A 19,623-nucleotide genomic window follows, 5' to 3' on the forward strand; every position below is an offset into this window, starting at 1 on the left:
CAATGAATGAAAAAATCATTGTTGTAGGCGGCGGGCTGGCCGGTTTAATGGCTACGCTCAAGGCGGCTGAAGCAGGCGCCGATGTTCAACTCTTTTCCCTTGTCCCCGTAAAGCGCTCTCACTCCGTGTGTGCACAGGGAGGCATCAATGGTGCTGTGAATACCAAAGGAGAAGGGGACTCCCCGTGGGAACACTTCGATGATACGATCTACGGCGGCGACTTTTTGGCAAACCAACCGCCGGTAAAAGCGATGTGCGAAGCGGCACCGGGAATCATTTATCTGATGGACCGGATGGGTGTGCCATTCAACCGCACACCGGAAGGGTTGATCGATTTCCGTCGCTTTGGCGGAACCAAACACCACCGTACTGCCTACGCGGGTGCAACCACCGGGCAGCAGCTTTTGTATGCGCTTGATGAACAAGTGCGCCGCTACGAAGTGGAAGGACGCGTTACTAAATATGAGTATTGGGAGTTTCTGAGAATTTTGCAGGATGACGCAGGAGTATGTCGGGGGATTGTTGCGCAAAATTTAAGAAGCAGTGAAATTGTGGCATTCCCGGCAGATGCGGTCATTCTGGCGACCGGCGGACCGGGAATTATCTTTGGTAAATCGACCAACTCCATGATCAATACCGGTACGGCGGCGAGCGCTGTTTATCAGCAAGGGGCTTATTATGCCAACGGCGAGTTTATCCAGATTCACCCGACAGCGATTCCGGGAGATGACAAACTTCGCCTGATGTCGGAATCGGCCCGGGGAGAAGGCGGACGCGTCTGGACCTATAAGGACGGAAAACCGTGGTATTTCCTCGAAGAGTGGTATCCAGCCTATGGAAACCTGGTACCGCGTGACATTGCCACACGCGCCATTTTTAAAGTGTGTGTGGATATGAAACTGGGGATCAACGGCGAAAACATGGTCTATCTGGACCTCTCGCACAAAGATCCGAAAGAATTGGATATCAAACTCGGCGGTATTATTGAGATTTATGAGAAATTCATGGGAGAGGACCCGCGCAAAGTCCCGATGAAAATTTTCCCTGCCGTTCACTACTCGATGGGCGGATTGTGGGTTGATTATAACCAAATGACCAACATCCCCGGCCTGTTTGCAGCCGGCGAATGCGATTATCAGTATCACGGGGCGAACCGTCTGGGCGCAAACTCGCTCCTGTCCAGCATTTTCGGCGGAATGGTGGCTGGCCCGAAAGCGATCGAATATGTGCGTGGCCTTGACAAACACATTGATTCAATTGATGCCAGCCAGTTTGAGTCCCAAGTGAAAGCCGAAGAGGAAAAATACGAAAACATCCTCAAAATGGACGGGACCGAGAATGCATATGTTCTGCACAAGGAACTGGGCGAATGGATGACCAACAACGTGACCATCGTGCGTTACAACGACCGCTTGAAGAAAACGGATGAAAAGATCCAGGAACTGATGGAGCGCTATCAGAATATCAGCATGGTTGATACCAGCAAATGGAGCAACAGCGCAGCATCGTTTACCCGCCAGCTGTGGAACATGCTGCAACTGGCCCGCGTCATCACCATTGGTGCCTACAACCGGAATGAAAGCCGCGGGGCTCACTATAAACCTGATTTCCCTGATCGTAACGATGAAGAGTGGCTGAAAACAACCAAGGCGAAATTCACTCCGGAAGGTCCTGAATTTGAGTATGAACCGGTCGACATTTCTCTGATCAAGCCTCGTCCGCGTCGCTATGATGTGGATAAGGGAGGGAACAAAAAACAATGAGCGAACAACAATTTGTACACCTCATCGTCACACGGCAGGACGGTCCGGATGGAAAGCCGTACAAAGAAGAGTTTAAAATCCCTTATCGAAAAAACATGAATCTTATTTCCGCGTTAATGGAAATTCAGCGCAATCCGGTCAATTCCAAAGGCGAAAAAGTGTCTCCGGTACAGTGGGAATCCAACTGTTTGGAAGAAGTTTGCGGTGCGTGCTCCATGGTGATCAACGGCAAACCCCGTCAGGCGTGCACGGCTTTGATCGATAAACTGGAACAGCCGATTCGCGTTGAACCGATGAAAACTTTCCCGGTCGTACGCGATTTGGTTGTCGACCGCAGCCGCATGTTTAACGCGCTGAAACGCGTAAAAGCGTGGATTCCGATCGACGGGACGTATGATCTTGGTCCGGGGCCGCGCATTGCGGAAAACGAGCGGCAATGGCGTTATGAGTTGTCCAAGTGCATGACCTGCGGCGTCTGTCTGGAAGCTTGTCCAAACGTCAATACGAAATCTGATTTTATCGGTCCGTTTGTCGTCGGACAAGTCCAGCTCTTCAACTCCCACCCGACAGGGGCCATGAACAAGGAAGAGCGCCTTGAGGCATTGCTGGGCGAAGGCGGTTTGCAAGAATGCGGAAACTCACAAAACTGCGTTCGTGCCTGTCCCAAAGGCATCCCGCTTACCACTGCGATTGCCAAGTCCAACCGCGATGCAACCAAACACATGTTTAAAAAATGGTTGTCTTTCTAAGAAAGTGGCCGTCAGCGACATGCTGGCGGTTTTTTCTGTATAAAAAAGGAACCACTGATTCGTGGTTCCCGTTCATTTCGATTAATTCTTTTTGTCCGAAGCGTTGGTGAAAAATTCTCCGATCGAGCTGAAGAAATCTCCCAGCCATTCAAAGATCGTATCGATAATTCCCTGTGTCGTATCCGAGTTCAGGATATCCTTAATGTCGCCGCGCAGGCTTTGCAATTGGCTGCTGATTTGATCCCAGTCGATTCCAAGTTTGTTGAAGTTCTGTGCGTATTGAACAAGGTTATTGATGGTTTCCTGGTTCAGGTTAATATTGAAATCGTTCGATACATTAACGATAATGTCACGATAATCCTGCGGGGTTTCCGGTTTTTGATCGGAGACCTCTTCTTTTACTTTATTGATGAACTGCACTGCTTTGTTCGGATCTTTGATCTGGTCAGCCAGCTGGGAGGTGACGACGATTTCTTCGTTGGCCACTTCTTTTTTGTTTTCATCGATTTTTTGCCCGGTTGCCGTTTCAAATGCTTTGATGATCCCGGTCAGACCAGCCGTTCCCGATACGCGGAACGGAGCTGTCACATAAATATCAGCATCTTTGATACCTGCGGTGATCGCGGCATTTGCATACATGCTGGGTGTGATATTGGTGATGTTTTTTGTTTTGACCGAGATGCCTCCGGAGTTGTTTATCGTGATTTTAGCGGAGGAAATCGCTTTGGTTCCGATGACATTATCACTTAAGTATTTCCCTAAATATTGGTGTTCTTCCTGGTTGGTCACATCGACGATCCGCACATTGCCGGAATTTTCATCGACACCCATTTCTGCCAAGATATTGTCACGTTGCGTACCTGTCAAGTCTTTACCCAAAGTGACAACAGTCTGCGCTTCAATGGCATCAGCAGAGGCAAGCGAAGGTAGCAACATCGTCATGGCCGTGATGAAGGAAAGAGTCAAAATACTAAATTTCTTCCAGTGTTTTTTCATGTGAAATGAAATCCCCCTTTTCATAAGAGAAAACGAGAAAAGTAAAAGATGGGTTTCGCTATTTCCGCTGCACACCCGGATGTTTTTTCACGGCGAAAATGGGAAAATCCGGTGAGCAAAAAGCGGCTCAAATCTAATTGTAGCGTGTTCCGCGTCATCTGTGAACAAGAAAAAAGTAGGGAACTTTATATTTATCAATAAAAAAAGCTGCTTCCCCAGGGGGAGACAGCAAGGGAGCAGTATTCAGGCAATGAAATCCAAGTACATTGCGGGCAAGGGGAGCGGTACCCTGCCAACCTTTCTGTGTTTCTGATGGGCGGTCAGTCGGGCTCCACTCCCTTCCCGATTTTGTTTTACGTTGATCTTCGGGTTGTTCAAACAATCAGGATTGTGTTATTTGAAAACCGGTTCTTTCAGTTCCGCCAATTTTTCAAGCGAACTTTTTTCGATGTCGGCGTGAAGGCTGTTGCCATGTGAATCCATTGTCACAATCGCGGCAAATCCTTTTACCTGCAAATGCCACATCGCTTCCGGAATTCCGAACTCCATAAAGTCGACTCCATCCACATGGGTGATGCAATCGGCATAGTACTGCGCTGCGCCGCCAATCGCATTGAGGTAAACGGCTCCATGTTCCTGAAGCGCTTTCAACGTCTTTTGTCCCATACCGCCTTTGCCGATGACAGCTCGAACGCCGAATTTTTTGATGATATCCCCTTGATACGGCTCTTCGCGAATGCTGGTGGTGGGACCGGCCGCTTTCACTTCCCAATTGCCGTCTTTGTCTTTAAGCATCACGGGACCGCAGTGGTAGATGACGCCGCCTTGCAAATCGACGGGTGAATCATGGTCAATCAGATATTTATGAAGCGCATCCCGCCCGGTGTGAATGGGACCGTTTAAAATCACGATGTCCCCCACTCTCAGCTGACGGATTTGCTCTTCGGTAATGGGCGCGGACAGTTCCACCTTGCGGCCGCTTGCAACCGGGTTTGTCTTTTCCTCAGCCTGAACGGATGGCTTTTTGCCGGTATCTTTATAAATCCAGTCCTTGATCTCTCCGGTATTGGCATCAAGGTAAACGCCCTGGCGGCGGAAAGCCCAACAGTTATAGGCCACGGATACATAAAAGCTGGCGGGAATACGGTTGATCGCTCCGATTTTGCATCCCAGCAGTGTGGCATTTCCACCGAATCCCATCGTTCCGATGCTGAGGGTGTTGGCTTTTTCCATGATATAGTCTTCCAGTTGGGCCAGCGAGGGATTGGGATTGGTGTCATCCAGCCTGCGGAACAGCTGCTTTTTGGCCAGTTCATAACCGGTGGTCCGGTCTCCACCGATTCCCACTCCGATAAAACCGGCGCTGCATCCTTGCCCCTGTGCCTGGTAGACGGCATGCAAGATGCATTTGCGGATTCCGTCCAAATCACGGCCGGCGCGTCCAAGCCCCTCCAATTCGCAAGGCAGGCTGTATTGGATATTTTTGTTTTCGCAGCCGCCTCCCTTCAGGATCAGACGGACTTCGATGTCATCCTTTTCCCACTGTTCATATTGAATCACAGGGGTGCCTTCACCAAGGTTGTCACCGCTGTTTTCGCCTGTTAAAGAATCAACCGAATTGGGGCGTAATTTCCCCAATTTTGTCGCTTCCTTCACCGCTTCGCGTATTTGTTCACTCATTTTCAGTTGATTTACTCCAACCGGAACCTTGATTTTAAAGGTGAGCATCCCGGTGTCCTGGCAAATGGGGGAAACGTTTTCTTCTGCCATTTTGATATTCTGGTCGATGGTGGCCAGCGCGAGTGCGGAGCGGGTGCCGGCGTTCTCTTTTTCGCGCGCGGAGCGGATGGCTTCCCTGACATCCGGTGGCAAATTGGTTGATGTTTCGGTAATCAGTTTCAGAATGGATTCTTTTAAAGCGTGCATGAATAACCCCTCTTTGCTCCCATTTTTTATCCATCCTCTATTATATCGCTCCTTAAAAGATGAAAAAAACCCCTGATCATCAAAACGATGACCGGGGGATGGATAAAAGCAGGTTAATTCAAGCTTCGCAGGGCATTTTTAATAAAAAGTTCCTCCGAATCAATCATTCCGCATACTCCGCATTGCACACGGTATTGTTCACCATGGTAGCGGTATTGAAAGGGATCCTGGTCAGAGACTTGTTCAATGATCTCCCCTGTTTGCGCATCTTTTTTGACAGGGGTGACCACTTGTTCAATCAGGTTAAACCGGCTGCGGTTATTGCCACAATGGGGGCAAAGATAAGGAAACGGCATTGGAAATAACCACCTCCAACATTACGTTTCCCGTCTAGTCATGCTTTCATGCAATTCTGCCCCGATCCATTGCTCAGCCCAGTCTTGGATGGAATCGAGTACGGGGGCAAGTGCTTTCCCTTTTTCAGTCAAATCATATTCGATACGGACAGGCGTTTCTGGATAAACGCGCCGCTCGACTATACCGTGCGCTTCCAGTTCTTTTAATCTCTCTGCCAGCATCCGCTCGCTCATTAAAGGAATTTGTTCACGAATATCACGAAAACGTCTGGTTTTTTCCATTAAAACGCGAATAATCAAACCGGTCCATTTTTTGGAGAGTATTTCAATTGCCGCTTCAAACTTCGGGCATATGCAACGTTCCATTCCTCTCACCTCACTTATTATCTTAGCAGATGTTTGCAGGCTTGGCATCTTTCGCTGTTTGTTTGAAGCGGGTTGTTTGATTCGGCTTGAAGAATTGTTAAATCCAGGGTGTTGGCAATACGCGTTGCATTTCCCGGGGAATAAAACGGAAAGCATTCGTCTCTGGTCAAGATGAAAGTCAGACGGGGCAGTCCGTTTGAACCGAAGGGAGATCAGGACTGCTTGGCCCAATCCGGCACAAAAAAATCCCGCTTGATGCCGGTCAGGTCGCTGCGGAAATACACTCATCCACTCCCGTGGATCTTTGTTACATTATTTTCTCCGTCGGCAGTGGTTCATCTTGAGGATCGTGGGGGCCTTCCTGTTTTTTTGCCTCCTCCAGCAAGGAATCGATGGTGGATTTATACCTTCCGAAATACTCGCGGATCTGTCCGTTGCTCCATCCTTTGTTTTTGAATGTTAATAAATGGTCCAAAAGCAGGGGGGACCACAATAATCCCAAAACCGTTTGCGTAAAGGTGTGGGCCGCGATCTCACGTAAACACTGCAAAGGTTTTTTAATGGCAAAAGGCCCTTTTTGCTTCACCGTCACTTTGGGCAAAACTTTGTCCGTCCGCCCGTATTTCGTTTCTTCCAAATGATGAAACCACTCATGATATAAATGCAGTAACCAAATTTCCTCTTCCGGCACTTCCTCACCGTTTCTTTGAAAAAACTGACGGATCTGTTTGAGGGAATGGCGGTAAATGGCAATGGTGGGCGGCTTTTTTATATACTGGGCCCGGATGGACGGATCAGCAGAATGTTTCTCCAGGAATTTGATCCGCACTTTTTGTTTCAACAGATGGTTGATAAAACTTCCCAGCGGGCGTTTTTTCCCATGGAGTGAGGCGATCCGTTCGCCTGTTGCGATTGCTTGTTCGATGAGAGCAGGAACTTGTTCCTTGGAAAGGTATGGATATAATTCGTCCTGTTCCATTTCCGCAAAAAAAAGATAAAAAGGGGGGAGTTGGGGACAATCGTCCAACGTTACTTCATGGAGGTGTTTCCGCCTGATTGAGGGTGTAGTTTTATTCACATTTTCCCTCCATTCCTGCCGTTTTTATAAAGTTGTATGATTGATATGGCTTGACCCATTCCTCACGGAAAAAACACGGCGGCCAGCTTCTTCCCTCCAGTGCCCCGTCATTATTGTTTTTGGCTTAACATGTCAATGATCCATTTTTTCAGATCAATGATGCGAAAATGGTCCGGCGAAGAGTCGGTTCCGCAAACAATCATCGGTACGATGGAATCCAGATGATGGAGTGAACCGTGGCATGCCCCTTTGTGCGTCGGGGAACTGTCACCGATCAACTCATAGCCTGGAGCAGCCGTAACGACGATAACCCGTTCCCCCGTATCCATCACATTGCAAAGGCGAAACAAGACATCGGGGAAGATGCCGAACTCCAATATTTGATTTTCCTGGATTCGGATGTCCAATATGGACAAATCTCCGCTGATCTCCCAGGCCTGTCCATACGTATCCGTATATCCTCCGCCTGGTTTGAACTGCAATTTTCCCTCGGTACTTCCGCTGACCACGTAAACCCAGTCCTGTTCCCGCCAAGCGATCACATCCAGTCTTGTCTCTTCCTTTAAAACATGAATCACTTGTTCCACCGTCAGCGTTTCATCGATCAAATAAATGTAAGCCATCCGCTCGTTGACGCACAGCACCAGCTGATCCCGGGCACTTGGTTTCTTTCTTTTTGTTGGCATAATCTGAAACGGATGCAGCAGTTTGGTCAAATCGATGTAAGCCTCTTGCTTGTTGGGAAGCATTGCTGTTTGTCCGCTGTCTCCGATCACAATAAAAGTCGCCTTGCGAATCGCTTCTTCCCATGAACCAAAAGCGCTTAGAACCTTCTGCAGTTCGACGTCGGCCTTTGCAATCCCTTTGATCTCCTGGGGGCCTTTTTTGTGAACCGCATCATCGTTGGATGGGAAATAAGCGATGGTAAACAAGGGCAATTGACCATTCTGTATGAGCGAAGCCAATTCAGCGCTGCTGTAGCGGTCATTAAAGCCGTAGCGAAAAAAACCGCTGGCCGGTCTGCTTGTACGGAAGAGGCGGGCCATGGCCCCGAAAGAGAAGAAAGCCGGCGCCTTCGCGGCAATGGTGCGGGGCAGCAAGCCCAACAAAGTCGCGATCCATGGTACGGTCAGGGTTTGCTCATGCGGCCCGCGCATAATGATGGCATTGACCGAAGCTGTCGGTACCGCCAGCTCTTCATGAATCGTTTTGACCTCTTTATTGATAAAATGCTGGTTCAAGTTGAGCAAGCCATCTTTTAACACGTTTTTCAACCCGATCGTGAAGGTTTCTTTCAGACCGGTACCGAAGTTGACGACCCGCCCTTCCTGTTTGTGAAAATAGGTGAGTCCGAATATATGGTGCCGACTCGGAGGCATTCCTGTGAGCAGCGTGGTGTCAATGCACGCCGACATGGTTGGAAAAGAAGAGATCACCCGTGGATAATAATGACCGTGATCCCGCAGGTATTTTAGTGCGGGTGCTTTTCCCGCCTGGATCGTTTCCCTGAGCGGAGCGTCCATCAGAGAATCGATCACGATTAAAATCACCGGGCGGGTTGAAGCGCCCAGGTCCGTTTTTTCTTCCGGGCGATTTTCTGCACCTGCGGGCGGCTTTGCAGCCAACAGCAAGACAATGACAATTAGCGCGAGAATAAGGAAAAACCAGGTTAAGAGCATTTGGATTTCATCCTCTGTTCATAAGATAGTTCTAGTCTTTTCACGGGGACGTGATGTTATACGGTTTTTTGGGTCATCGCTTTTTCCGTTCTCTGTTATACTTAATAGTAGGTTCGATTCCCCGCCAATTCATTTGGAAAGGAATGTTGCCGTCATGCATCCATTGCCCAAAGTACCGGAAACCGAAATCAAAACCAGAGTCCGGCGTTTTCAAAATACTTTGAGTGCCCTTGCGATAGACGGAGCACTGATTACCCAGAATATCGACATTTTTTACTTAACCGGCACCATGCAAAATGGCCTTCTGTATGTCCCACAATCGGGTGAACCGTTATTTTATGCGAAGAAAAGCATTGACCGCGCCAGCTTTGAATCCGTGATCCCTGTTGTCGAAATGGGGCGGCAACGGGAATTGGGACAGAAAATCGCCAGCCGGTTTGGCCAGCCGAAAAAAATAGGACTGGAAATGGATGTGTTGCCGTACGGACTGGCGAAACGATATCTCAGCCTCTTTCCCGGAGCCGAAGCGGCAGATATCGCCTTTGCTCTGCGCCAGATTCGCGCAGTGAAATCGGAATATGAACTGAAACACATTCGCGAAGCGGGAAAACATTTAAATGAGATCATCGCGTCACTTCCCGGTATCATTGCGCCGGGGATGACCGAATTGGAGCTTTCCGCCAAAATTGAATATGCCTTGCGCCTGAAAGGAAATATCGGGATTTTTCGGATGCGCGGATATAACCAGGAGCTTTGCCTGGGCATGGTTTCGTCCGGATCGGCTGCGGCAACGCCTACCTATTTTGACGGCCCGGCCGGCGGTTTGGGGCTGTCAATCGCCAGTCCGCAAAGCGCCAGCCGCAAAAAGCTCCAGGCTGGTGAACCGATTCTGGTAGATATCAGTAACGTGGTTGAAGGATATCTGATCGACCAAACCCGCATGGCCGTAATCGGTGACCTCGATCCCGAATTGGAACGTGCCTATCAGATCGCAGTTGGCATCATTCGCGAAGCCGAGCGGATGGGCGTACCCGGGACTCCCTGGCAAGCGCTCTACCAGCGTGCACTGGAAATGGCCGCAGAAGCGGGACTGAGTGAAAACTTCATGGGCTACGGCAGAGACCAGGTCAAATTTTTGGGCCACGGCGTCGGGCTGGAAATGGACGAACTGCCCATTCTGGCACGCGGATTTGATCAACCGCTTGAAGAAGGCATGGTCATCGCCATCGAACCCAAATTCACCTTCCCCGGCCGCGGCGTCATCGGCATTGAAAATACCTACGTCGTCACCGCAGAAGGATTGAAAGCGCTCACCATCGCTCCGGAAGAGATCATCCGCATTCCTGAAAAATAAGAACATGGTAAAGAGCATGGGGGGGGAGGGAGAACCTCCTCCATGCTTTTTTGCGGATCATGTCGTTACCCGCTTGTCATCCCCGTAACATCCCCCCCTCCCGGGGCATAAGATAAGGAGAAATTAACAGCAGTACTGAGAATAACAAAGGGATTTAGCCTAAATTTTCAGTAACGCTTCACGACAACAAATACACGCTCATAATATAACTTGACTGGTCCCTGACCCCTTGTATTCCAAGTGCTCGAGCAAGGAAGGGTGGCATCATTTGACTAACCAAAAAGGCAAACCCTTATTAACAAACCGGGAGAGGGAAGTTTTTGAGCTGCTGGTACAAGACAAGACCACCAAAGAAATAGCCCAACAACTCTTCATCAGCGAAAAAACAGTACGTAACCATATCAGCAACGTCATGCAAAAGTTGAATGTGAAAGGACGGTCCCAAGCCGTAGTGGAGTTGGTAAGATTGGGCGAATTAAAGATATAGTCTGCATGTGACCCTGCCGCATTTGCAAAGAAGGCAGGGGTTTTTGTTGTATGGATTATTTGGGGAAAGGGGAATGGGAGCCCCTTTTACCCGTTTCCCAACTTTGTACTACATTGGGTATTTGCTTGACTAAAGCATTGTTCCAACGGTAATAGAGGGTTTCGCTGATATTGTGCTGACGGTATAATTCAGCGAGCGAAATGTTCCCCTTCAATTTCGCTAGACGATAATCATTTTTTCCTTTGGGGTCCATTCGCAACGCTTTACTGATTTCCTCTCTGATTCTATCAATCGCAGTAAACGGTCGTGTTTTAAAATGGAGCACTATAGTTTTTGAATATGAAATATTACCTATTTGGACAAAAATAAAACAAATAATATGAGAAACAAAATAGATATTTGCGTATACTTTTAAAGTATATAAATTTAGTAGATTGGAGAGGGGTTTTAAGATTTCATGGATTTTGATTAATCCCGATGAAGTGGATGCTGTAGCAAAAGAGTCAGGTCAAACGTGAACAAGCCAACAAATCATACATAGTCTTGATCCAAGAATCCATGGGCTTGATCACTGGGGTGGGATGACGAAGCAACATTTTTTCCAAGACTTTTAAGAAGCCAAGAGAAATATGGACAACTTCGTGCAGCTTCTAGATAACATTTCGCAAGCGTTGACCCAAATCGCCATGAAATTCCGCCAAACGGACCAAGCTTAACCAAGGGTTCTTGTGCAAAGAAAGCAGTTTCCTTTTAAACATTTCTCTGGACAGCGTTGACCTAAGGTCGAGTCTGTCTTTTTTGCTCTTATATCGAATCATTTTTGGTAGAGAGGGGTGAGTCCCGTTACGGAGAGCGGACTATGAATTATCCGTAACGGTGCATATGAATAAGTATTTTTATCGATTCATGATCATCGTTCTCTTAACCTTTGTTAGCGTAGGCATTTTGGGTAGCGGCGAAGTTTATGCCAGTGGTGGCAGCTTTAACGTTCCCCAAGTGAATGACCATTTTGAAAAGGTTCAACAAGGCCCGGCACCGGAGAAAGAATCGTCATTGTCTCAGGCACCCAAAAAAGAGAATGGAACTTGGGATTGGATTACCAAGCCAGTTTCTCGTGTATGGAAATGGAGCAAGGAAGCCGTCTCCAGCGCCTGGAATAAAACAAAGGACTTCTGTTCCGAAGCATGGGACTGGATTTGTAAGGTCTGCGACCAGATCACGAAAGTCGTTGTAGATGGGTTGTCATCCGCTTGGGACTGGATTGTAAAATACAAAGAATATGTAGCTTTTACAGCAGTTGTAATCGTAGGAATTGCGTTATGTTTGGTCCCGCCTTTGGGTGAAGAGATTCTGGCCGGTGTGGCCTTGTCTTTTATCATGAGTGTTTTGATGAACGGTGGGAAAATTGATAAAAACACCTTTATGGATGCGGCAATCGGCGGTTTGCTCGGCCCGATTGGCGGCGGCATTGCCGGAGGGGTTTCTCGAGCATTGGAGAGCGGAGTTGGCCGGAGATTGGTGACTTGGTTGGTGGAATCCCGAGCATTTGGCCCCCTCATTAGATACGGGGGTAAGCTGATCAGTAAACTGCCTAGTCCGATTCAAAAGATTTTCTCCAAAGCGGGGTTTATCGGTTCGGTAGAGGGTGCGGGAACCAGCATTTCTGATGATTTGTTGCACGGTCGAAAGATCAATTGGAAAATGGCGTTTTTCGCCGGTTTGTTCGGAGCAGGAATGGTAGGGGTTGTCAGTTTTGCCCAACCAGTGATCGATAAAGCCACAGCGTCAATCAAACCGTTGTTGGCCAAGATTCCGATCGTCAAGAATTTGGATAATTGCTTCGCGTACAATCAAATGCCGGGCTACTTCGCAATAGCTACAAATTCTTTTGAAATTAAATGTTTATATTCGCCGGATAAAGCAGGGACGGGCGGTGGTGGAAATGGGGAAGCCAAGCCGCCTAAGGTCACGGAGATTGCACAAAAAGATGTGATTAAATATCAGGATAAACCAGATTCGAATGGTTGGTATACGCCAGTCAAACCACCGACTCCTGAAGAGTTAAACCAACAAACCCATGGCCTTTATGAACAGGTAAAGAAGGATCGACAACAATTAATCGAAGAGATTACAGCATTGCAGAATGACAAGGAGTTCCAAAAAAAGTATTCACCCGAAGTGATTTCAAAATTAAAAGTCCTCAAACAAAAGGCCAAAGGGAAAAGGCCGGCTAACTTTTTGGCAGCAATAGCGAATATTGGTGGCAAAGAGATTCAATTAAAGGCTTTTTCAGGGAGTATGCCAGAGGGGTTACTAAAAGGATGGACGGAAGGTTCTAAGCAAGTGAATTTTAAGACGATGTTTACACGACAAGATTTAAACTATGGTTTTGAAGAAGATGTTACGCCAGAAAAGATAGCAGAAATTCTAAAAAATAATGGAGAAAAGAGGTTAGATGGTGTCACTGATCGATCTGAAGATACAGAACCAAAAGTATTTAGTGAAATATCAGAGCTGTTGGGTGAAAAAAATCCAGGAAAAGAAACAGACAAGATCGTAGCTTTCTCTGAATACGATGTTTGCCCCAGTTGCGGTGGAGTGACTCGATATGTATATGATAAAGATGGGAATAAAAAGCCATATATGGGTGTCATTGAGCAATTCGCTATAAAACACCCGAATGTGACGATTGAAATGTATGACAGCAAAGGAAGGAAGCTCATTCGTAGAGGGATTGACGATTTTCCGGAGTTGGTGTTTAAAGAGTATCCAGAGTTAGTAAAGAAAAAATATCCCGATTTATATAAAAAACTAACTGGAGGTAAATGATATGAGTAAACTAACCGACTACTGCCAGTTTGAACAGAATTGGGCGATTTATGAGATTGTTGCATTAGAAAATCAGTTGGATAATATCCTTTCCGTTTTAGGTATTCCATACAATCGTGAAGCAGTCGTAAAAAAGTTTGAAGAGGCTTGGGAGTCGGAAGAAGAATATACAGATATATTGATAACGCATCCAGATGATAAAAATATCTTCTTATTGTATCATATTTCTTTTGCGACACCTGATTATGACTATCTTATTATTCGTGGCAAAAAACAAGATAAAGAAAAAATTCAAAGGGTCTTTGTGGAGGAATGGAATCGGACTTCCCATCCAAAACGGCCTTTTTACCAGGACGTAGATAAATACTTTGGTGATCGTATAGAGTCTGGAATCAGTATTATTGAAGATATTATTGTAGATAAATCCTTAGATATAGAGTGGATTGGTATAAATGAAGATTAAATGAAAAGGATTAGTAGAGAAATATGAGCAAACTAACCGACTACTGCCAGTTTGAACATAATTGGGCAATCTATGAAATTACAGCACTGGATAATCAATTGGAGCGGCTCCTTTCTGTTCTGGAGATTCCATTTGACCGGGATGAGGTTGAAAAAAATTTGAGGAAGCTTGGGAATCTGAAGGTCGATTTAAGGATTTAGTCATTTCCCATCCGGAGGATAAAAATATTTTCTTGTTATACCATATTGATTTTGATACACCTGATTATGATTATCTCATTATACGCGGCAAAAAAGAAAACAAAAAACAGATTCAAAAAGTATTTGTAGAAGAATGGATGCGTACATCGGGAACGAAATATCCACCAGGTTTTGATATTGACGAGTATTTCTGTGATATGATTGAAAAGAAAGTAAGCATGATTGGTGCGATTATTAAAGACAAAAGCCTGGACCTCCAATGGTTTGGAATAAATGAAGAGGATTAATTTTAATGAGGGGGCTTCTCACATTGAAGTCCCTACTCTTTTTCACAATAAGCATCGTTGATAGAGCTAATATTGTTGTCCCTTTTAATACAAATAGGAATGGGCTTTTTTGATTTGGTGGGTATATCCTATTTTTATGTGTCTCAAAATAGTGTCCAAATGGCTCTAGTAGTAAGAACGTTTACCTATTGAATCCAAAGGTGAGCAAAAATGAGCTTTTATCTGCGAAGCCGGTCAATAAAAAAGGGGGGGATGTCACTTCCAAAATGAGGAACTTGGACGTAGTCGTGGAGGACTGACTACGAAAATCCATCTCGCTTGTGATGGAAAAAGTCGTCCTCTTTCCTTCAATAAAGAACGGTATGCATGTCGGAATGTCATTGAACGTTGTATCAACCGCCTTAAGCAATGGCGTGGCATCGCCATGCGTTATGAGAAAAGGGCAGTCTATTTTCATGCCGCTATCATTCTTGTTTCTTTGATGCTTTGGATCAATTATTGATTCACCAGACACGCCCTAGTAACATAGTAACACGGCAATTTAAAAAAATGGTTTAGCAAACGGCAAAAAACGTTAAACCAGAAAAAACCCAGCTTTTTAAAAGGCTGGGATTCTAAGAGAATATTAAATATCAATTAAACTTACTTAAATACAAGGTCGATTAAAGCAATAATCATACTAATAATCCCTGTAAGAGCACTAACACTTTGAAGTGGGGATTGGGAAAGTTCCTTCTTAAAGTTCTGAATAGGTTCTTCATTAGGTTGGGGCTTTTCTAACTCCTGCTTAATATCAGGAATACACTCAAGCATTTTCACTTTGGCTTCTAATTGCTCTTTCGTAAAAGAATCATGTGGTTGGCTTAAAGCTTCTTCGAATTTTTTGATCGAATTTATAAGTTTTTCGACATAACTGTTATCTAATCTTGTCCCATTGTTGATAATAATCTTGGCTTTGTCTTGTGCAATGCTTATGTCTTTACTGTTCTTGATATTCCAAACATTTTTAGCTTGATAGTTTTCTTTTTCATTTTCCATTGAGTGATCCTCCTATCCGCTATAAGTTTTATTATCAAAGGGTAATTTTGATTTCGATTTTACTTCAATGATTTGTTGCACCCCAAATACAAGAAAATGTAAATATATAGAGCAAACATAAACTGCTATTCCAATCGGGAAAGAAATAACATCAGGAAACTTAAGAACAAAAGTCAGAAAGAGAACGGTATACATTCCCCACATGAAGCTTACCCAAAGACTATAAAGTCTGACGCCAGTTCTAAAAGTAAGGAAAGTTATTAATAAAGTGCTCAACGTGATAAGGAATAGCAATGAAGAGAATATATTCAAATATTATTAGCGAAATCAACTTCCAAGATGCCGGTTTTCTATCGATTGTATAAATAAAGTTTTGGAAGAAATTTTTGGCGGATACAACTCGACTTTGCCCTTGTGCTACTACTATTTTTTCTGATTCAGTTATATTGAAAATGTTTTGGGTGGACTGTGGAGAATCTGATGTGAGATTTTGATTTTCATTTGTTTGATCATAGTAACCCATTTGAATCATTCCTTTTTGATTTGTTTTTACTTCTGTACTTTTTGATTCCTTTTGCATATTGTCTTTATTTTGTTTGATTAAAAAATACTTGCGAATATAAAAAATCATGATTGAAGCAAGAGAGAGTAACAAAAATGTGTTTAAGAATATTTTTATTCCTTTTGAACCAAACATGCTTGAAAATAATAATGAAGAGAAGAATATTGAGAAAAATATCGAAAAAAATATAGATAATGAAATACTTTTGACTGGTTTATTACTCAAGCAAATTTCCTCCTTTCAACTTACCATATGAAATAAACATACGAAAATCGCGGAGTTAAGAGTCCCAATCCTCAAGATATACTGCACCATCACAGTTCGTATACACGGTTCTTCCTCATGCACCGTTTTGTAATTGAAATATGAATGAACGTTTGGTACGATTTAATTATACACTTTATGTATTAATATTTAAATATTTCATTCAATTTTAATTGTTGGGTTGGGTGGAACAATGATGAAATATCAGTCTGGTGAACGAACGAAACAACAAATCATTGACACAGCGTTCCGTTTGATTGCGGAGAAAGGCTATGATGCCATGTCTATTGACGATATCATGTCGGAGATCAGGAAGACAAAAGGGGCGTTTTACACGCACTTTCAAAGCAAAGAGGACTTGCTGTACGAAGTGATGCGAACCCGGCTGGATCGGAAATTCGAAGTCATTGCCGAAGAGACAATCAAAAAGTTGAAGGAGGAACAGTGTGATGTACGGGAGATCATCCGGCAAATGCTGGAGCAGGTTTATCAGGGTTCCATAGGATCAGATCCGGCTTTATGGGCCTCCACCTTTTATCAAGTCTATCTAATGCACCGGAAAAATCCAATCATTCGGAAGTGGCTTCAAGAGCAATATCGATCTTGGGAAGGGTTCATGTCGACATTGATCAGGCGAGGACAGGAGTTGGGGCAAATTCGGTCGGATATAGATGCCCGGATCATCGGTAACTTGATTGTTGGTGCGTTTCAGGGGTACGAAATCCGCTCCACCGTCGATCCTGAACTCGATGTGTTTGAACAACAGCATTTGTATGAAGTCTTTTTCATTAAAGAATCAGAAACTCCTTGATTTTTTTCCGGGACAAGGTGAAACCTATGGAAGCGTGGCGACAAGACCTTGCTTACATTGCATAAATGAAAAAGACAGTATTTGTTGAGTTGTTACAAATTCGATCGCCTAAAGAATAAGCGTTTTGGAGGATTATACCTGACCCAAAACGCTTTCAGACAAAAGATATTGGCTGTTTCCAGAGATAAACATAAAAAGCCGGACTTTTTGATCTGTTATAAGGGCAAATGGGCGATTTTCATGTACCATCCAAGTGTGGAAAAAGAAGGGGACCGGATGAAATGGTTCCAGAATCATAACATCCTGATTCGTCCGTATCGGGTAAAGGAATGTTATGAAAACCCTAGGGAAGTGTTGAAAGACTTCTTTCAATGGCTCATTGATAACCCATGAAATTCTTTTTTATTTGATAACAAGAGAAAGGGTAGGTACAGTACGATTAAAATAGCAATACTTAGGGGTAGATCAACGTCAATGTGGTAAAAATTAGGAATGTTAAGGGTTTTGCCTTGTGTTCTCAAAGATAAGAGTTGTCAATATAGCTGTCCCAAAGTTTGCAAAAGGTACGCATCAGTAACGTTATGCAAAAGTTGAATGTGAAAGGACGATCCCAAGCCGTAGTGGAGTTGGTAAGACTGGGCGAATTAAAGATATAGTCTGCATGTGACCCTGCCGCATTTGCAAAGAAGGCAGGGGTTTTTGTTGTATGGATTATTTGGGGAAAGGGGGATTCAAGCCCCTTTTTCCCCTCAAGACAGATAAAAATGCTGATTTACGATAGGGATGAGTAGGAAGGATCGCCAATATTTTCCAATAAATACAATCGAATAAATACTATATTTTATATCTAAAGTAAAATTACCCATTTATAAGGAATATTTATTTAAAATATAAAATTTGTAATATAAATTTAATATAAACTATCTTGCAATTTCGGTGTGGCAGAGGTAAATTTATTTCGTAAATCTGAAAATATTGTTACAAAAAGAAGACAGGTCTATGAAAAGCGAGGGATGCGTTTGCAGTTCTTCTACTCCAGGCATTACTTACCTTACCGCAGAATGGTCTTTCTGGCCGTCATTCTCACCCTGATCCTCACCTTGTGGCCAGACTGGGTTTACCAGGCATTGGCTGCACCGGACCCCAAACCGGTGGAAATCGAAGCGTTGCGCACGGAAAATTCCAAAACATTCCTCAAGCCAGACCAAAAGACCTATGTATTGCAGGAATATTTGCAAGCGATCCACTATAAGCAAAACGGGAAATGGGTAGATATTAATAACAACGTCCAAGCCGCAGGGAAAAGTGCCCTTGACTCCGATCTTCCCTATATCAATGGCGGTAACAAGTTCCGGGTCGGCTTTGCCAACCATAGCCGCGGAAAAAAAGTGGTGCGCTTCCGCCTGGGTCAGGCTGAAGTGGATTTCGGCCTGATTGGCGGAGCAAACACCACGGGAAAGAAAAAAGAGAATCAGGTTACCTATCCCGATGTGTACCCGGACACCGATCTCACCTACACCGTCACCAACACCGGTGTCAAAGAAGCGTGGGTACTGCACAAATATACGGGACAATCCGTATATACCCTTTCCATCAAGACTAAAAACGTGCAACCGAAAGAACAGGAAGACGGTTCGATCACGTTTGTCGATGCCAAGGGAAAAACGTTGTTTTCTATTCCGCGTCCCTGCATGTACGATGCGAAAGATGGGATATCAAACAATGTGAAATTTGCATTAAGAACCGAAGGAAATAAAACATACATTGACCTGAAACCGGACGATAACTGGCTCAAAGATCCAAACCGCGCTTTCCCGGTGACAATTGACCCGTCCATTTCGGTACAGGGCGCAACCGACACCTATGATGCCACGGTCGGTAGTGGGAATGCACAGAACGTCAACTTTGGCACCAACTCGTATTTGCTCACGGGTACCTACACCGACCCAACCTATGGCACGGGAGTATACCGCTCTTACATCAAGTTTGGACTCGCTCCCCTATTGAGCTCAGCTAATATTACATCCGCCAAACTTACGTTGTACCAATACGCAACGACCCAATCGGAACAAGTTGACCTCTACTCTGTAGCAAGCGATTGGCAATCGACTGGGATCAAATGGAGCCAATTGCCTTCAACCGGGTCCTTGATCACCAGCACCACGGTTTCTGATGTGGGTTTCTATGATTTTGACATTACATCTTTGGTCAAACAGTGGTATGGTGGGACCACTTCCAACTATGGCATGATGCTCCGCTTGAATCAGGAAAGCGATAACTGGAAAGGGTTCCGTTCGAGTGACTATCCGGACAACAATTCGCAAAAGCCGATGCTGACCGTCACTTACACCATCGACCCGATCGGGGTGGAAAGCTTCTGGACTTCCGCCGTCACCAATGTCAACACCTATAACG

The 19,623-nt window shown here is 45.0% G+C and carries 18 protein-coding genes and 2 pseudogenes; 12 read left to right on the forward strand and 8 right to left on the reverse strand.

The window, feature by feature from the left end:
* The first annotated feature begins 2 nt into the window (after positions 1-2).
* Positions 3-1,763: a succinate dehydrogenase flavoprotein subunit gene (gene sdhA, locus I8U17_RS13165; RefSeq protein ID WP_033102116.1), complete on the forward strand. Its 1,761-nt coding sequence runs from the start codon at positions 3-5 to the stop codon at positions 1,761-1,763.
* Positions 1,760-2,512 (forward strand): succinate dehydrogenase iron-sulfur subunit, encoded by a 753-nt coding sequence (gene sdhB, locus I8U17_RS13170; RefSeq protein WP_033102117.1) that lies wholly within the window; start codon positions 1,760-1,762, stop codon positions 2,510-2,512. The genes sdhA and sdhB overlap by 4 nt, the downstream gene beginning before the upstream one ends.
* Positions 2,513-2,593: 81 nt before the next feature.
* Here the strand turns inward: sdhB and I8U17_RS13175 are convergent, their stop codons facing one another.
* The 6 genes from I8U17_RS13175 to I8U17_RS13200 all read right to left on the reverse strand — a co-directional run bounded on the left by I8U17_RS13175 (position 2,594) and on the right by I8U17_RS13200 (position 8,913).
* Positions 2,594-3,508, reverse strand: a complete 915-nt coding sequence (locus I8U17_RS13175) for a DUF1002 domain-containing protein (protein ID WP_033102118.1) — start codon at positions 3,506-3,508, stop codon at positions 2,594-2,596.
* 393 nt (positions 3,509-3,901) lie between these two features.
* Positions 3,902-5,434 carry a fumarate hydratase gene (locus I8U17_RS13180; protein WP_198055372.1) on the reverse strand — a complete coding sequence of 511 codons (1,533 nt, stop codon included), beginning with the start codon at positions 5,432-5,434 and terminating at the stop codon, positions 3,902-3,904.
* Positions 5,435-5,547: 113 nt separating this feature from the next.
* Positions 5,548-5,790 carry a DNA alkylation repair protein gene (locus I8U17_RS13185; protein ID WP_198059523.1) on the reverse strand — a complete coding sequence of 81 codons (243 nt, stop codon included), beginning with the start codon at positions 5,788-5,790 and terminating at the stop codon, positions 5,548-5,550.
* Positions 5,791-5,811: 21 nt separating this feature from the next.
* Complete coding sequence (locus I8U17_RS13190; protein WP_033102121.1) at positions 5,812-6,156, reverse strand: winged helix-turn-helix transcriptional regulator; 345 nt, start codon at positions 6,154-6,156, stop codon at positions 5,812-5,814.
* A 307-nt stretch (positions 6,157-6,463) separates the two neighbouring features.
* The gene (locus I8U17_RS13195) at positions 6,464-7,234 is read right to left on the reverse strand and encodes a hypothetical protein (protein WP_033102122.1); all 771 of its coding nucleotides are present in this window, start codon (positions 7,232-7,234) and stop codon (positions 6,464-6,466) included.
* Positions 7,235-7,344: 110 nt separating this feature from the next.
* Positions 7,345-8,913 carry an alkaline phosphatase family protein gene (locus I8U17_RS13200; RefSeq protein ID WP_198059524.1) on the reverse strand — a complete coding sequence of 523 codons (1,569 nt, stop codon included), beginning with the start codon at positions 8,911-8,913 and terminating at the stop codon, positions 7,345-7,347.
* A 154-nt stretch (positions 8,914-9,067) separates the two neighbouring features.
* Between I8U17_RS13200 and I8U17_RS13205 the strand changes: the two genes are divergently transcribed.
* The 7 genes and pseudogenes from I8U17_RS13205 to I8U17_RS18820 all read left to right on the forward strand — a co-directional run.
* A complete protein-coding gene (locus I8U17_RS13205; protein ID WP_033102124.1) occupies positions 9,068-10,267 on the forward strand; it encodes a M24 family metallopeptidase in 1,200 nt (399 codons plus the stop codon).
* Positions 10,268-10,535: 268 nt separating this feature from the next.
* Positions 10,536-10,754, forward strand: a complete 219-nt coding sequence (locus tag I8U17_RS13210) for a helix-turn-helix domain-containing protein (RefSeq protein ID WP_198055370.1) — start codon at positions 10,536-10,538, stop codon at positions 10,752-10,754.
* Positions 10,755-11,383: 629 nt separating this feature from the next.
* Positions 11,384-11,470, forward strand: coding sequence for a hypothetical protein (locus I8U17_RS18815; protein ID WP_370589260.1), 87 nt, complete (start codon positions 11,384-11,386; stop codon positions 11,468-11,470).
* A 166-nt stretch (positions 11,471-11,636) separates the two neighbouring features.
* Positions 11,637-13,583 carry a deaminase domain-containing protein gene (locus I8U17_RS13215; protein ID WP_198055369.1) on the forward strand — a complete coding sequence of 649 codons (1,947 nt, stop codon included), beginning with the start codon at positions 11,637-11,639 and terminating at the stop codon, positions 13,581-13,583.
* Between the two features lies 1 nt (position 13,584).
* Positions 13,585-14,046, forward strand: coding sequence for a hypothetical protein (locus I8U17_RS13220; protein ID WP_198059525.1), 462 nt, complete (start codon positions 13,585-13,587; stop codon positions 14,044-14,046).
* 232 nt (positions 14,047-14,278) lie between these two features.
* Positions 14,279-14,533: a hypothetical protein gene (locus tag I8U17_RS13225; RefSeq protein WP_198055367.1), complete on the forward strand. Its 255-nt coding sequence runs from the start codon at positions 14,279-14,281 to the stop codon at positions 14,531-14,533.
* A gap of 240 nt (positions 14,534-14,773) precedes the next feature.
* A pseudogene (locus I8U17_RS18820) lies at positions 14,774-14,882 on the forward strand (IS5/IS1182 family transposase); the annotation flags it as partial.
* Between the two features lie 293 nt (positions 14,883-15,175).
* Here the strand turns inward: I8U17_RS18820 and I8U17_RS13235 are convergent.
* Entirely contained in the window at positions 15,176-15,571 is a 396-nt protein-coding gene (locus I8U17_RS13235) for a hypothetical protein (protein WP_198055365.1), read from the reverse strand.
* A 241-nt stretch (positions 15,572-15,812) separates the two neighbouring features.
* On the reverse strand, positions 15,813-16,358 hold the full coding sequence (locus I8U17_RS13240; RefSeq protein ID WP_198059526.1) for a hypothetical protein: 546 nt from the start codon (positions 16,356-16,358) through the stop codon (positions 15,813-15,815).
* A gap of 235 nt (positions 16,359-16,593) precedes the next feature.
* Between I8U17_RS13240 and I8U17_RS13245 the strand changes: the two genes are divergently transcribed.
* From I8U17_RS13245 to I8U17_RS13255, 3 genes and pseudogenes are all read left to right on the forward strand, one after another.
* A complete protein-coding gene (locus I8U17_RS13245; protein ID WP_198055363.1) occupies positions 16,594-17,208 on the forward strand; it encodes a TetR/AcrR family transcriptional regulator in 615 nt (204 codons plus the stop codon).
* Positions 17,209-17,774: 566 nt separating this feature from the next.
* Positions 17,775-17,864, forward strand: a pseudogene (locus tag I8U17_RS13250) (helix-turn-helix domain-containing protein); the annotation flags it as partial.
* Positions 17,865-18,221: 357 nt separating this feature from the next.
* Positions 18,222-19,623: DNRLRE domain-containing protein (locus I8U17_RS13255; RefSeq protein ID WP_198059527.1), on the forward strand; the 1,402-nt coding region annotated here is incomplete at its 3' end.

Source organism: Thermoactinomyces sp. CICC 10521 (assembly GCF_016055135.1).
Lineage (GTDB): Bacteria > Bacillota > Bacilli > Thermoactinomycetales > Thermoactinomycetaceae > Thermoactinomyces_A > Thermoactinomyces_A daqus.